General features: G+C 70.8%; 11 protein-coding genes. 8 read left to right on the top strand and 3 right to left on the bottom strand.

Going from position 1 to position 13,951, the window contains the following annotated elements:
* Window positions 1-635 (top strand): MFS transporter (locus tag IE312_RS41945; protein WP_502266989.1); only part of this gene is annotated, 635 nt, incomplete at its 5' end.
* A gap of 94 nt (window positions 636-729) precedes the next feature.
* Here the strand turns inward: IE312_RS41945 and IE312_RS26655 are convergent.
* Window positions 730-2,172 (bottom strand): CCA tRNA nucleotidyltransferase, encoded by a 1,443-nt coding sequence (locus IE312_RS26655; RefSeq protein WP_189984870.1) that lies wholly within the window; start codon window positions 2,170-2,172, stop codon window positions 730-732.
* 258 nt (window positions 2,173-2,430) lie between these two features.
* Here IE312_RS26655 and IE312_RS26650 point away from each other — a divergent pair, with 258 nt between their 5' ends.
* From IE312_RS26650 to trxA, 7 genes are all read left to right on the top strand, one after another.
* Entirely contained in the window at window positions 2,431-4,809 is a 2,379-nt protein-coding gene (locus IE312_RS26650; RefSeq protein ID WP_189984869.1) for a DUF6049 family protein, read from the top strand.
* A gap of 45 nt (window positions 4,810-4,854) precedes the next feature.
* Window positions 4,855-7,176 (top strand): murein biosynthesis integral membrane protein MurJ, encoded by a 2,322-nt coding sequence (gene murJ / locus IE312_RS26645; protein WP_189984868.1) that lies wholly within the window; start codon window positions 4,855-4,857, stop codon window positions 7,174-7,176.
* A 118-nt stretch (window positions 7,177-7,294) separates the two neighbouring features.
* Window positions 7,295-9,016, top strand: a complete 1,722-nt coding sequence (locus IE312_RS26640) for a protein kinase family protein (protein ID WP_189984867.1) — start codon at window positions 7,295-7,297, stop codon at window positions 9,014-9,016.
* Between the two features lie 21 nt (window positions 9,017-9,037).
* Window positions 9,038-9,787: an RNA polymerase sigma factor SigM gene (gene sigM / locus IE312_RS26635; RefSeq protein ID WP_189984866.1), complete on the top strand. Its 750-nt coding sequence runs from the start codon at window positions 9,038-9,040 to the stop codon at window positions 9,785-9,787.
* On the top strand, window positions 9,784-10,713 hold the full coding sequence (locus IE312_RS26630; RefSeq protein ID WP_189984865.1) for an RsmA family anti-sigma factor: 930 nt from the start codon (window positions 9,784-9,786) through the stop codon (window positions 10,711-10,713). Before sigM ends, IE312_RS26630 begins: the two co-directional genes overlap by 4 nt.
* Window positions 10,714-10,867: 154 nt before the next feature.
* Window positions 10,868-11,836, top strand: a complete 969-nt coding sequence (trxB, locus tag IE312_RS26625; protein WP_189984864.1) for a thioredoxin-disulfide reductase — start codon at window positions 10,868-10,870, stop codon at window positions 11,834-11,836.
* 53 nt (window positions 11,837-11,889) lie between these two features.
* On the top strand, window positions 11,890-12,222 hold the full coding sequence (gene trxA / locus IE312_RS26620) for a thioredoxin (RefSeq protein ID WP_189984863.1): 333 nt from the start codon (window positions 11,890-11,892) through the stop codon (window positions 12,220-12,222).
* 84 nt (window positions 12,223-12,306) lie between these two features.
* On the opposite strand, the gene IE312_RS26615 is transcribed toward trxA, so the two are convergent.
* Both IE312_RS26615 and IE312_RS26610 read right to left on the bottom strand, forming a co-directional pair.
* The gene (locus IE312_RS26615) at window positions 12,307-12,924 is read right to left on the bottom strand and encodes a GNAT family N-acetyltransferase (RefSeq protein ID WP_189984862.1); all 618 of its coding nucleotides are present in this window, start codon (window positions 12,922-12,924) and stop codon (window positions 12,307-12,309) included.
* 210 nt (window positions 12,925-13,134) lie between these two features.
* Window positions 13,135-13,951: ParB/RepB/Spo0J family partition protein (locus tag IE312_RS26610; protein WP_189984861.1), on the bottom strand; the 817-nt coding region annotated here is incomplete at its 5' end.

Raw genomic sequence — 13,951 nt, 5'->3', positions numbered from 1 at the left:
TGCTCGCCGAGACGGCACGCGAGCTGCTCGCCGCCGTCCGCCACCTGGCGGCGCCGCCGCGCAGGGAGGCTGCCTCCGCCCTGGCCGCGATGACGCTGATGCGGTTCTGCTACGGCGCACTCCTCGTCCTGCTGCTCATGCTCTGCCGCTACGCCCTCGCCGACACCCCGGAAGGAGGACTGCGGCTGCTCGGCGTCGCGCTGGCCCTGTCCGGCATGGGGTTCTTCGCGGCGGCGCTGGTGACACCCTGGGTGGCGGGCCGGCTCGGTCCCCACCGCTGGATCGCGGTGTGCTCCGCGACGGCCATGGTGCTGGAGCCCGCCCTGGGTCTTCCGTTCGCCACCGGACCACTGATGGCCGCCGCGTTCGTGCTGGGCCTGATGACCCAAGGTGCCAAGATCGCCACGGACACGATCGTCCAGTCCGTCGTGGAGGACGGCTTCCGCGGCCGGATCTTCTCCGTGTACGACGTGCTCTTCAACGTCGCCTTCGTCGGTGCGGCGGGAGTGGCAGCACTGATGCTCCCGCCGGACGGCCGCTCGGCGGTCCTCGTGACCCTCGTCGCGCTTCTCTACGGCGCGATCGCCGCCGGACTGGTGCGGTTCGAACGCCGGCAAGCCGTTCAGCAACGGTGAGACGGGCCGAGGGGCGATGTTTCACGTGAAACATCGCCCCTCGGTGCCGACGCGCCGGACGGGTGTTTCACGTGAAACATCGCCCGGCGCTCACTCAGTCCTGTGCCGCCCACCACTCCTTGAGCGCTGCCACCGCGGCGTCGTGCTCCATCGGCCCGTGTTCGAGGCGCAGCTCCAGCATGTGCTTGTACGCCTTGCCCACGGCCGGGCCCGGACCGACGCCCAGAATCTCCATGATCTGGTTGCCGTCAAGATCGGGACGGATCGCGTCCAGCTGCTCCTGCTGCTGCAGCTGGGCGATGCGCTCCTCCAGACCGTCGTAGGCCCGGGACAGCGCCGCTGCCTTCCGCTTGTTGCGGGTCGTGCAGTCGGAGCGGGTCAGCTTGTGCAGGCGGTCCAGCAGCGGGCCCGCGTCGCGGACGTACCGGCGGACCGCCGAGTCCGTCCACTCGCCGGTGCCGTAGCCGTGGAAGCGCAGATGGAGCTCGACCAGCCGCGCGACGTCCTTCACCAGCTCATTGGAGTACTTCAGCGCCGTCATGCGCTTCTTGGTCATCTTGGCACCGACCACCTCGTGGTGGTGGAAGGAGACCCGTCCGTCCTTCTCGAACCGTCGGGTGCGCGGCTTGCCGATGTCGTGCAGCAGCGCGGCCAGGCGGAGCGTGAGGTCCGGCCCGTCCTGCTCCAGCTCGATCGCCTGCTCCAGGACGATCAACGTGTGCTCATAGACGTCCTTGTGCCGGTGGTGCTCGTCGCTCTCCAGGCGCAGGGCGGGCAGCTCGGGTAGTACATGTGCAGCGAGTCCGGTGTCGACGAGCAGCGTCAGCCCCTTGCGCGGGTGCGCGGAGAGGATGAGCTTGTTCAGCTCGTCCCGTACCCGCTCCGCCGACACGATCTCCAGGCGGCCGGCCATCTCCGTCATGGCGGTGACGACCTCGGGGGCGACCGTGAAGTCCAGCTGGGCGGCGAAACGGGCGGCCCGCATCATGCGCAGGGGATCGTCCGAGAACGAGGCCTCCGGCGTGCCCGGCGTACGCAGCACTCGCGCTGCGAGGTCGTCCAGGCCGCCGTGCGGATCGATGAACTCCTTCTCCGGCAGTGCCACGGCCATCGCGTTGACCGTGAAGTCACGACGGACCAGGTCCTCCTCGATGGAGCTGCCGTAGGACACCTCCGGTTTGCGGGAGGTGCGGTCGTACGCCTCCGACCGGTAGGTGGTGATCTCGATCTGGTAGCCGCCCTTGTGCGCGCCGACCGTGCCGAAGGCGATGCCCACCTCCCAGACGGCGTCCGCCCAGGGCCGGACGATCTTCAGTACGTCCTCGGGGCGGGCGTCGGTGGTGAAGTCCAGGTCGTTGCCGAGCCGGCCGAGCAGCGCATCGCGGACCGATCCGCCGACGAGGGCGAGCGAGAAGCCGGCCTGCTGGAATCGGCGGGCGAGGTCGTCGGCGACGGGGGCCACCCGCAGCAGCTCGGTGACCGCGCGCTGCTGCGCCTGACTCAGGGCGGAGGGAGTGTCTTCGTTGGCGTTCGGCACAACAGAAGAGGGTACGTGCCCCGCGCGACCAGGGGCGCACCCATGCGGTCGGCGCGGGCGGCTCCCGGCATACCCGCTGCAAGCACTGTTCTTACGGCGTACGGCCGCTCTCCCCTCGATACTGGATATAGGGGACGGACCACGGCTGCTCCTCGATCTTGTGACGGAGACCGCGGCACTTCCGTTCAGCGCGCATCGTTACCATGCGTGGACGCACATTCCGACGACCACTGACGACGACGAGGGACGGGCGAGCGCGTGGCCGAGGCGGCTGACTTCCAGAGGACCAGTGCCTCACCTGCCCGCCGGTGGCTGCGGCGCGCCGGAGCACTGCTCTCCGGGGCACCCCTGCTGGCCGGCCTGCTCCAGCTGCCCGCCGCCGCACCCGCTCAGGCCGCGTCCTCCGACTCGGTGGCCGTCTCCCTGGACTCGCTCAGCCCCAATGCGCCCACGGACGGCGACACGCTGACCGTGTCCGGCACGGTGACCAACAACGGCAAGCAGACCGTCACCGACGCCCATGTGGGGCTGCGGGTGGGCCCCCCGCTGACCACCCGCTCGGCCATCGACTCCGTCGCCCGGCACCCCGACGACACACAGGGCAGCACCGGCGCCGACGTCGGCGACAAGTACGAGGAGAACTTCGAGAAGCTGCCCCCGGGCGTCGCCGAGCACTTCACGATCTCCGTCCCCGTGGACAAGCTCGACCTCGGCGACGACGGGGTCTACGAGTTCGCGGTCGCGCTGTCCGGCCAGACCTCGGCCCAGCCCTGGGACCAGGTGCTCGGCATCCAGCGGACGTTCCTGCCGTGGCAGCCGTCGGACGCCGGAACCAGGACGAGGACGACGTTCCTGTGGCCGCTGATCTCCACGGTCCACATGACCGCCAAGACGGGCGCGGGAGAGTCGCAGACGCCGCAGTTCCTGGACGACGACCTGGCCAAGGACCTGGCCCCTGGCGGCCGGCTGGCCCGGATGGTCGAGCTGGGCAAGGACCTGGACGTCACCTGGGTGATCGACCCGGACCTGCTGGCCTCCGTCGATGCCATGGCCGGTGGCAGTTACCGGGTCCAGGGCCCGGACGGCACCGCCACGCCCGGCTCACGGGAGAACCAGGCCCTCGCCAAGCAGTGGCTGGCCGGGCTGCAGAAGGCGGTGGCCGGCAAGGAGGTCGTCGCGCTGCCGTTCGGTGATCCCGACCTCGCTTCCCTGGCGCACCGCGGCACCAGCGTCACCGGTTCCCTCAGCCACCTCAAGGACGCCACCGACGTCGCCGCGACGACCGTCAAGACGGTGCTCCTCGTCACACCGACCACCGACTTCGCCTGGCCGGTGAACGGCGCCGTGGACCCGTCGATCATGAAGGTCGCGACCTCCGCCGGCGCCGACCGGGTGATCGCCCGCAGCGACAGCCTCCAGGAGACCGCCGGGCTGCCGTACACGCCGTCCGCCGCCCGCCCGGTCGGCGGCGGCACCACCGCGGTGGTCGCCGACGCCAGGCTGTCCGAGGCGTTCGAGGGCGACCTGACGAAGGCGGGCTCGGCCACCCTCGCCGTCCAGCGGTTCCTGGCCCAGAGCCTGGAGCTGAACAACCAGACGGACAAGCAGCGCAGCATCGTCGTCGCTCCGCAGCGCATGCCCACGGCGAGCCAGGCGCAGGCGATGGCGACAGCGCTGAAGGCGCTCCAGGGCGGCGGCACCTGGTCCCAGTCGCAGAACCTCACCGCCGCGGCCAAGGACAAGCCCGACCCGGGCGCCACCACCCGCATCCCGTCGCGGTCCGCCTACCCCTCCTCGCTGCGCCGCCAGGAGCTGCCGAGGACGGCCTTCGAACAGATCGCCCGCACCCAGGACAAGCTCGACAGGTTCCGGGTGGTCCTCACCAACCAGTCGCGTGTGGTGACGCCGTTCGGGCGGGCCATAAACCGCGAGATGTCCGCGTGCTGGCGTGGCCGGAGCACCGCGGCGGACGGCTACCGCGAGGGCGTGGAGGCCTGGGTCGACGACCTGGCCGACCAGGTGAAGCTGATCGACAAGTCGGAGACCAAGCTCTCGGGCCGCAGCGCCACCATCCCGGTGACCGTCCAGAACAACCTGGTGCAGCCCGTCGACCACCTGGTGCTGCGCCTCACCTCGACCCAGCCGACCCGCCTGGAGATCGGCGGCAAGGCGTACCTCGAGCAGCGCGTCGAGGTCTCCGGCGGCCACAGCCAGTCCGTGAAGTTCACCACCTCGGCCAACGCCAACGGCCGCGTCGGTGTCATCGCCCAGCTGTACACCGAGGACGGCCGGCCCTATGGCGAAGCGGTCAGCTTCGACGTGAAGGTCACCGAGGTCACGCCCACCGTGATGCTGGTCATCGGCGGCGGCGTCCTGCTCCTGGTGCTCGCCGGTTTCCGGATGTACACCCAGCGCAAGCGCGCGGCCGCCGCCCGGCAGCCCGAGGAGGACGGCCCCGGTACGGCGGAGGAGAGCGCGGACGAACCCGGGAACCCCGGGGCGCCCGGAGACCGTCTCCCGGGAGAGTCCGACTCCGACTCCGGGGCAGAGAGCCCGGAGCAGCCGAGTGACCCTGCGCCGGACACCGCACCGGAAAACACCGACCCGTCCGGGACGGGTGAGAGAGTGGACCGTTGAGCGATGTCGTGGCCGGTGGGCCCGGGACGATGAGGTGGGGTAAGCATGAACGCGCCGTACGACGGTGACCGCGGTCAGGGCGCGGCCGGCTCGGGCTACCCCGAGCCGCCGCCCGAGCCCGGCCAGGTGCCGCCGCAGCACGCTGCGGACATGTACCTCCAGGACGCCTACGAGCAGGACCCCTACCGGGCGCACGACCTGGCCGCCCAGGACCCGGTAGCCGAGGCGCTGTACGACCGCGCCGCGCACCCGCCGCCGGATCCCTACGACCAGCAGCAGCCGCTGTACGCCCCGCCCGCGCAGTCGCCCTACGCCCCCGACCCGAACGTGTGGGCGCAGACCCCGGCGCCGGAGCCGGGGGGCGCCACCCAGTACCTGCCGCACGGCGAGGACCCGCGCACGACCCAGTTCGTCGGCGTGGACGACCTGGTCTCGCACTCCGGCGAGGAGTACCACGAGCCGGACGCCTTCGCGCATCTCTTCCGCGACCAGCAGCAGGGCGGTGGGCACGCGCCCGTGGATCCCTCGGCCGTCCCGGGGCCGGCCGCCGCACCGAGCGGTGGTCCCGGCGCGTACGCGCCGCCGCACGGTCAGGACCCCCAGCAGGGCCGCCCGTACGCCGGCGCCGGATACCCGGGGCAGTCGCCGGTGCCCGCCCCGGCCGTCGCCCCGGATCCGTCCGGTCCCGCCGCGGCCGTCGAGCCCGAGGTCTCCTCGGCCGCTCCCGCCAAGAAGGGCGGGCGGGCCGCGGGGCTGCTGAAGTCCAGCGCGGTCATGGCGGCGGGCACGATGGTCTCCCGCCTCACCGGCTTCGTCCGCTCGGCGCTGATCGCCGCCGCGCTGGGCCTCGGCTTCCTCGCCGACTCCTTCCAGGTGGCCTACCAGCTGCCCACGATGATCTACATCCTCACCGTCGGCGGCGGTCTGAACTCCGTGTTCGTGCCGCAGCTGGTGCGGTCCATGAAGGAGGACGAGGACGGCGGCGAGGCCTTCGCCAACCGGCTGCTGACCCTCGTGATGGTGGCCCTGGCCGCACTGACCGGGCTCGCGATGCTCGGTGCTCCCCTGCTGGTGCGGGCGCTGGCGAACCCCGTGGCCAACAACGCGGCCGCCAACGAGGTCGCGGTCACCTTCACCCGCTACTTCCTGCCCTCGATCTTCTTCATGGGCATCCACGTGGTGATGGGACAGATCCTCAACGCCCGCGGCAAGTTCGGCGCGATGATGTGGACCCCGGTCCTGAACAACATCGTCATCATCGTGACGCTGGGCATGTTCATCTGGGTCTACGGCACCGCGGCCGACTCCCACATGAAGGTGGAGACGATCCCGCCGGAGGCCCAGCGGCTGCTCGGTGTCGGCGTGCTGCTGGGCCTGGTCGTGCAGGCCCTGGCGATGATTCCCTACCTGCGCGAGACAGGCTTCCGGATCAGGCCGCGCTTCGACTGGCGGGGCCACGGCCTGGGCAAGGCCGCGATGCTCGCCAAGTGGACGGTGCTGTTCGTCCTCGCCAACCAGGCGGGCGCCCTGGTGGTCACCCAGCTGTCCATCGCCGCGGGCAAGGACTCCGGGGTCTCCGGCACCAGCTTCGCCGCCTACGCCAACGCCCAGCTGATCTGGGGTCTGCCGCAGGCCATCATCACCGTGTCCCTGATGGCAGCCCTGCTGCCGCGCATCTCCCGCTCGGCCGCGGAGGGGGACGCGGGTGCCGTCCGCGACGACATCTCCCAGGGCCTGCGCACCACCGCGGTCGCGATCGTGCCCATCGCCTTCGGGTTCATCTCGCTCGGCATCCCGATGTGCACGCTGGTCTTCGGCTCCGCCGGCACCGGCTCGGCCACCAACATGGGCTACATGCTGATGGCCTTCGCCCTCGGCCTGATCCCGTACTCCGTGCAGTACGTCGTCCTGCGTGCCTTCTACGCCTACGAAGACACCCGCACGCCCTTCTACAACACGGTCATCGTGGCCGCGGTCAACGCCGGTGCCGCGGCCCTGTGCTACTTCGTGCTGCCGGCGCGCTGGGCGGTCGTCGGCATGGCCGCCGCCTACGGCCTCGCCTACGCCATCGGAGTGGGTGTCGCCTGGCGCCGGCTGCGCAAGCGGCTCGGCGGGGACCTGGACGGGGCGCGGGTGCTGCGGACGTACGCGCGGCTGGCGATCGCCTCGGTGCCGGCGACCCTGCTGAGCGGCGCGGCCTGCTACGGCATCGGGCACACCCTCGGCCAGGGCGTCGTCGGCTCGTTCGCCGCGCTGCTCGTCGGCGGTGCGGTCCTGTTCGGCGTCTTCTTCGTCGCCGCGCGCCGCATGCGCATCGAGGAACTCAACTCGCTCGTCGGCATGGTGCGCGGGCGCCTGGGTCGGTGAGGCGGGGGTAGCCGCACAACCATCGTCCGCCGCCGCGTGTCGTGCATAGCGGCGGACTGTGGGCACAATTGGTTTCGGCGTCGGACAGCGTGCAACGGATGGGGAGGCAGGGACGACGGTGGCGGAACGTAGCACGGCTGCCGTCGACGTGGCAGACAACAGCGGTGAGCAACCGCTGACCGCCAAGGCGGAGCAGTCCACGGCCGACGGGGTGGCCAAGAACCCGGAGCGGGACACGGACAGCGACGAGGCGCAGAGGAGCGGCGGCAGCGAAGGTCCCGGACGGAAGGCGTCGCCTCCCGAGCTGCACAGCGGTCACAAGCTCGCCAGGCGCTACCGGCTGGAGGAGTGCGTCACCCGACTGGACGGATTCAGCAGTTGGCGTGCGGTCGACGAGAAACTCCGTCGTGCCGTCGGCGTCCACCTACTGCCCGCGGACCACACCCGGGCCCGGTCCGTCCTCGCCGCCGCGCGTTCCTCCGCGCTGCTCGGCGATCCACGCTTCGTCCAGGTCCTCGACGCCGTCGAGGAGAACGACGTGGTCTACGTCGTCCACGAGTGGCTGCCCGACGCCATCGAGCTGTCCACGCTCCTCACCGGCGGCCCGCTGGAGCCGCACGACGCCTACCAGATGGTCAGTCAGGTCTCCTCGGCCATGGCGGCCGCGCACCGGGAGGGCCTCGCCCATCTGCGGCTGAACCCGAACGCCGTGCTGCGCGCCTCCACCGGCCAGTGGCGCATCCGGGGCCTGGCGGTGAACGCGGCACTGCGGGGCATCAGCTCCGACACCCCGCAGCGCACCGACACCGAGGCGATCGGCGCCCTGCTGTACGCGGCGCTGACCCAGCGCTGGCCCTACGAGAGCGACGCCTACGGCCTGTCCGGCCTCCCGAAGGACATCGGTCTCATCGCCCCGGACCAGGTACGGGCCGGTGTGCACCGCGGCCTGTCCGAGCTGGCCATGCGCGCCCTCGTCAACGACGGCGCCACGGCGTCCCGGCACGAGGCGCCGTGCACCACGCCGGAGGAGCTGGTGAAGGCGATCGGCGAGATGCCGCGCATCCGCCCGCCCGAGCCGGCGTTCACGGCTCCGCCGGAGTACCAGCGCACCACCTACCAGCAGGGCACGTACGGCCGCCCGGCGCCGCACCCCGGTGCCACCCAGCCGATCGCCGCTCCGCCGCCGCCGCTGCAGAGCCGCACCGGCCGGGCGCTGAAGTGGGCGGTGTCGGCCCTGCTCATCGCCGCTCTCGGCCTGGGCAGCTGGCAGCTGGCGGACGCCCTCATGGACCGGAGCGAGAAGTCGGACGACACCCGCAGGACCCAGACGACGGACGGCGGCGACAAGAACGTCGTGAAGCCGAAGCCGGTGCCGATAAAGATCCAGAACGGCCAGGAGTTCGTCGCCAAGGGAGACCCCCAGAACTCCGGTGCCGAATCGAAGACCTACGACGGCGACGCGTCGACGTACTGGAAGACCAAGAGCTACAACGAGGGTCCGTCGTTCGCCCCGTACAAGCCGGGCGTCGGCATCGTGTACGACCTGGGCTCGGCGAAGAAGCTCAGCACCGCCACCCTCGATCTGCGCTACGGCGGTGACCACACGACGGTCGAGCTGTACGCTGCGGACTCGCTGACACCGGCGTCGCTGGACTCCATGACGAGGATCGGCACCGCCACGACGACGGGCACCACCGCCACGGTGAAGGTCACCAAGCCGGTCAAGACCCAGTACGTCCTCGTCTGGCTGACGGCCGTGCCGACATCGGGGTACGACTCCACCTTGTACGCCAGTGCCGGTTTCAAGCAGGCCATCGGTGAAGTGAAGTTCACGGGCTGACACCGGGACCGGAGGGGGCAGATGGCGGAGGGCGCCGGATACGACGGAGTGGGCGACCGCGACCTGCTCGCCCGTCACCTGGAAGGCGACCCCGAGGCCTTCGGTGAGATCGTGCGACGGCATCGGGACCGGCTCTGGGCGGTCGCCCTGCGGACCCTGGGGGACCGCGAGGAGGCCGCTGACGCGGTGCAGGACGCCCTGGTGTCGGCCTACCGGGCCGCCCACACCTTCCGGGGCCAGTCGGCCGTCACGACCTGGCTGCACCGGATCACGGTGAACGCGTGCCTGGACCGGGCGCGCAAGGCGGCCTCACGCAAGACGTCCCCGGTGGACGACACCGAGCGGCTGGAGCAGCTGCTGGAACCGCACGAGTCCGCCTCGGCGCCGGCCGAGCGCAAGGACGTGCACCGCCAGCTCCTCGAAGCGCTCGGCACGCTTCCGCCGGAGCAGCGGGCCGCCCTGGTCCTGGTGGACATGCAGGGCTACCCCGTGGCGGAGGCCGCACGGATCCTGGACGTGCCGACGGGGACGGTGAAGAGCCGGTGCGCCCGGGGCAGGGCCAGGCTGCTCCCCCTGCTCACGCACCTACGGCCCGAGGGCGGTGCGGCGCCGGGACCGGAGGGCACCGGGGCCAGGAGGGAAACCGGTCCGGAACGGAACCGAAGGCCGGGGTCATCCGTCCCACCGGCAACGGGGTCCCCGGGCGGGCGGCCCCAGGACGCGGGACCGAGCGATTCAGCCGTAGCGAAGGGCGGAGGTGGGCGAGCGTGACTTCCACGACGGACACGGCCGGGCACCCGGACGTCGCCGAGATCTCCGACCTCACCGAAGACCTCCTTCCGCCCGACCGCAGCGCGGACGTACGACGTCATCTGGACGAGTGCGCGCCGTGTGCGGACGTGTACGCCACCCTGGGGGAGATCCAGGGCCTGCTGGGCTCCGAGCGGGTGGCCGAGCGGATGCCGGACGATGTGGCCGCGCGTATCGACGCCGCCCTCGCCGCCGAGGCCCCGCCGGCCGGCCAGGACTACGCCGCACCACTGGACCTCGGCGACGCGGATGCCGTGGGCCATGTTTCACGTGAAACATCGACCTCCGTCGATCACCTCACCGACCGCTCCTACGACCGCCCGGCAGGGCGTCCGCGGGCGGCCACCGGACCCGGACGCAAGGACAAGCGGGGGCGGCGCCGTGGCCGCCTCGTCCTGGGGGCCGTTCTCACGGCGGCCGTGCTGGGCGCCGGAAGCCTGGTCCTGGCGTCGCTCGGCGACAACGGTGATCACACGACGGCCCACGCCACCCCGACCGCCTCCGCCGAGGCCTTCTCCGGTGACAGCGTGCAGCACCAGGTGAATGCTCTGCTCACCCCCACGAAGGAGCTGAAGCGGGGCAGTGGGAGGCCCCGGCTGAACTCCGACGGCGGGTCCCGGACCCCTGGTTCCACCGACGGCCCGAACACCTTCATCCGGACCGCGGTTCCGGTGCCCGACTGTGTCCGGCAAGCGCTCCGGCAGAACTCCGACGTCGTCGGCGCCAGGACGGGAACCTATGCGGGCAAGGCCGCCTACCTCGTCGTGGTGGCCGACGCCCAGGACAGCAAGCACGCCACCGCGTATGTGATCGACGCGGCCTGCCTGCACCGACAACCGGCCACAGCGGGCACGGTGCTGCTGAAGCAGTCGGTCACGCGTCCCTGAGTCGGCCGGAACACTCCTTCGGCCCCGCTCGGCCACGCGTGTGCCCGGACACACCGGGAATGCGCGCCCCGTAGGATCCGTTGGGTGGGGTGAGAGTCCCGAAAGGGACTCGCATCCGGTCGACTGACGCAGACCAGAGACGAGGAATCAAGCCGTGAGCGACGTCCGTAACGTGATCATCATCGGCTCCGGGCCCGCAGGCTACACGGCGGCGCTGTACACCGCCCGTGCGTCGCTGAAGCCCCTGGTGTTCGAAGGCGCCGTCACCGCCGGTGGTGCGCTGATGAACACCACCGAGGTGGAGAACTTCCCGGGCTTCCGCGACGGCATCATGGGCCCCGACCTCATGGACAACATGCGCGCCCAGGCCGAACGCTTCGGTGCCGAGCTGGTTCCGGACGACATCGTCTCCGTCGACCTGACCGGTGAGATCAAGACCGTCACCGACACCGCGGGCACGGTCCACCGGGCGAAGGCCGTCATCGTCACCACCGGCTCCCAGCACCGCAAGCTGGGCCTGCCCAACGAGGACGCGCTCTCCGGCCGCGGTGTCTCCTGGTGCGCCACGTGTGACGGCTTCTTCTTCAAGGAGCACGACATCGCCGTGATCGGTGGTGGCGACACCGCGATGGAGGAGGCCACCTTCCTCTCCCGGTTCGCCAAGTCCGTGACGGTCGTCCACCGCCGCGACACCCTGCGCGCCTCCAAGGCGATGCAGGAGCGCGCCTTCGGCGACCCGAAGATCAAGTTCGTCTGGGACAGCGAGATCGCCGAGATCCAGGGTGACCAGAAGCTCTCCGGCCTGAAGCTGCGCAACGTCAAGACCGGTGAGCTGTCCGAGCTGCCCGTGACGGGCCTGTTCATCGCGATCGGCCACGACCCGCGCACCGAGCTGTTCAAGGGCCAGCTGGACCTGGACGAGGAGGGCTACCTGAAGGTGGCCGCGCCGTCCACCCGCACCAACCTGACCGGCGTCTTCGCCGCCGGTGACGTGGTCGACCACACCTACCGCCAGGCGATCACCGCGGCCGGCACCGGCTGCTCCGCCGCTCTGGACGCCGAGCGCTACCTCGCCGCCCTCGCCGACGAGGAGCAGGCGGAGCCCGAGAAGACCGCGGTCTGACCCTCCTCCTCCCTCTCCCCGCCCCACCGCACGACCAAGGTAAGGAGCCCACCGTGGCCGGCAACCTGAAGCATGTGACCGACGACTCCTTCGATCAGGAAGTCCTGAAGAGCGACAAGCCCGTCCTCGTGGACTTCTGGGCTGCTTGGTGCGGCCCGTGCCGCCAGATCGCCCCGTCCCTGGAGGCGATCGCTGCCGAGCACGGCGACAAGATCGAGATCGTCAAGCTCAACATCGACGAGAACCCGGGCACGGCCGCCAAGTACGGCGTCATGTCGATCCCGACCCTGAACGTCTACCAGGGCGGCGAAGTCGCCAAGACCATCGTCGGCGCCAAGCCCAAGGCCGCGCTCCTGCGCGACCTTGAAGAGTTCATCGCCGAGTGACGTTTCACGTGAAACACGTATGGGCCAACCCCCGCGGGTTGGCCCATACGCGTCAACGGCCCGGCACACGGCCGGTGCCGAGCACTACAGCGGCCTGAGCGCCGGCTCCTTCTGGACGGCTCCCAGCAGCCGGTCGAGTGCCATCTCCACGTCTTCCTTCCAGGAGAGCGTGGAGCGCAGTTCCAGCCGCAGCCGAGGGTGTGCGGGATGCTGGCGGACCGTCTTGAAGCCCACGGCCAGAAGATGGTCGGCGGGCAGGAGGCAGGCGGGCTCCTTCCAGCGGGCGTCCCCGAACGCCTCGATGGCCTTGAAACCCCGGCGCAGCAGATCCTTGGCAACCGCCTGCACCAGCACCCGGCCCAGCCCCTGTCCCTGATAGCCGGGCATCACGAAGGCCGTCATCAACTGAACGGCGTCCGGCGACACCGGGCTCGTGGGGAAGGCCGTCGATCGCGGCACGTAGGCCGGCGGAGCGTAGAGGACGTGTCCCACCGGTACGTCATCGACGTACACCACTCGGCCGCACGAGCCCCAGTCCAGCAGGACGGCGGAGATCCAGGCCTCCTTCTCCAGTGCGGCCGTGCCGGCCTTGACCGCCGCCTCACCGCTGACAGGGTCGAGCTCCCAGAAGACGCACGCACGGCAACGATGGGGAACGTCCTGAAGGTTGTCCAGTGTGAGCGGCACGAGCCGACGCCCCATGAAGGCTGATCCTCGCTTCCTTCAGCCGCCGCATCGCGAGCTGCTGTCCCGAGCCCCGCGGATGCTGTCCGGTGGATGTGCCCTACCTGATCGCATCGTATCCACGATGCGATCCGCTCGACACCGCCGCCAAGCAAAAGAGCGGGCCGCGTCCGGTACCCACCGGACACGACCCGCTCCACTGTTCCACCGGGCGGCATCGCCCAGGGATCAGTCGTGCGTCTCTTCGCCGTCGCTCTCGCGCAGGCTCTTCTGGAGCGCCAGCTTCTCGCCCGGGGCGAGCGTGCTGAGGATCCTTTCGAGGTCGTCCGCGGAGGCGAACTCGACGGTGATCTTGCCCTTCTTCTGACCCAGCTCGACCTTCACCCGGGTCTCGAAGCGGTCCGAGAGCCGCGTGGCCAGTTCGCTCAGTGCCGGTGAGGGCACGGAGCCCGCTCGAGGTCCCCGGGCACGCGAGGCCTTCTGGGGCCGCGAGCCCATCAGGGTCACGATCTCTTCCACGGACCGCACCGACAGCCCCTCGGCCACGATCCGGTGCGCCAGCCGGTCCTGCTCCTCCGAGTCCTCGACGGCCAGCAGCGCCCGGGCATGACCCGCCGAGAGCACACCCGCGGCCACCCGCTTCTGGACGGTCGGGGAGAGCTTCAGCAGCCGCAGGGTGTTGGAGACCTGCGGACGGGAACGCCCGATCCGGTCGGCCAGCTGGTCGTGGGTGCAGTTGAAGTCCCTCAGCAGCTGGTCGTAGGCAGCGGCCTCTTCGATCGGGTTCAGCTGCGCGCGGTGCAGGTTCTCCAGCAGCGCGTCCAGGAGGAGCTTCTCGTCGTCCGTGGCCCGGACGATGGCCGGGATGGCCTCCAGGCCGGCCTCGCGGCACGCCCGCCAGCGGCGCTCGCCCATGATCAGCTCGTAGCGGGCGGGCCCCAGCTGCCGCACCACGACGGGCTGCAGAAGACCGACCTCCTTGATGGAGGTGACCAGTTCGTGCAGCGCGTCCTCGTCGAAGATCTCGCGCGGCTGGCGCGGGTTC

This window comes from Streptomyces capoamus (assembly GCF_014654935.1).
In the GTDB taxonomy this organism is placed as follows: Bacteria; Actinomycetota; Actinomycetes; order Streptomycetales; family Streptomycetaceae; genus Streptomyces; species Streptomyces capoamus.
The sequence above is the reverse complement of the archived record's forward strand: the minus strand, read 5'-3'. Positions and strand labels throughout refer to the sequence as shown.

Bases quoted from the DNA above. Each gene is read 5' to 3' on its own strand.
- murJ (WP_189984868.1), top strand. From the start codon at position 4,855: ATGAACGCGCCGTACGACGGTGACCGCGGTCAGGGCGCGGCCGGCTCG.
- sigM (WP_189984866.1), top strand. From the start codon at position 9,038: ATGGCGGAGGGCGCCGGATACGACGGAGTGGGCGACCGCGACCTGCTC.
- IE312_RS26615 (WP_189984862.1), bottom strand. From the start codon at position 12,924: ATGGGGCGTCGGCTCGTGCCGCTCACACTGGACAACCTTCAGGACGTT.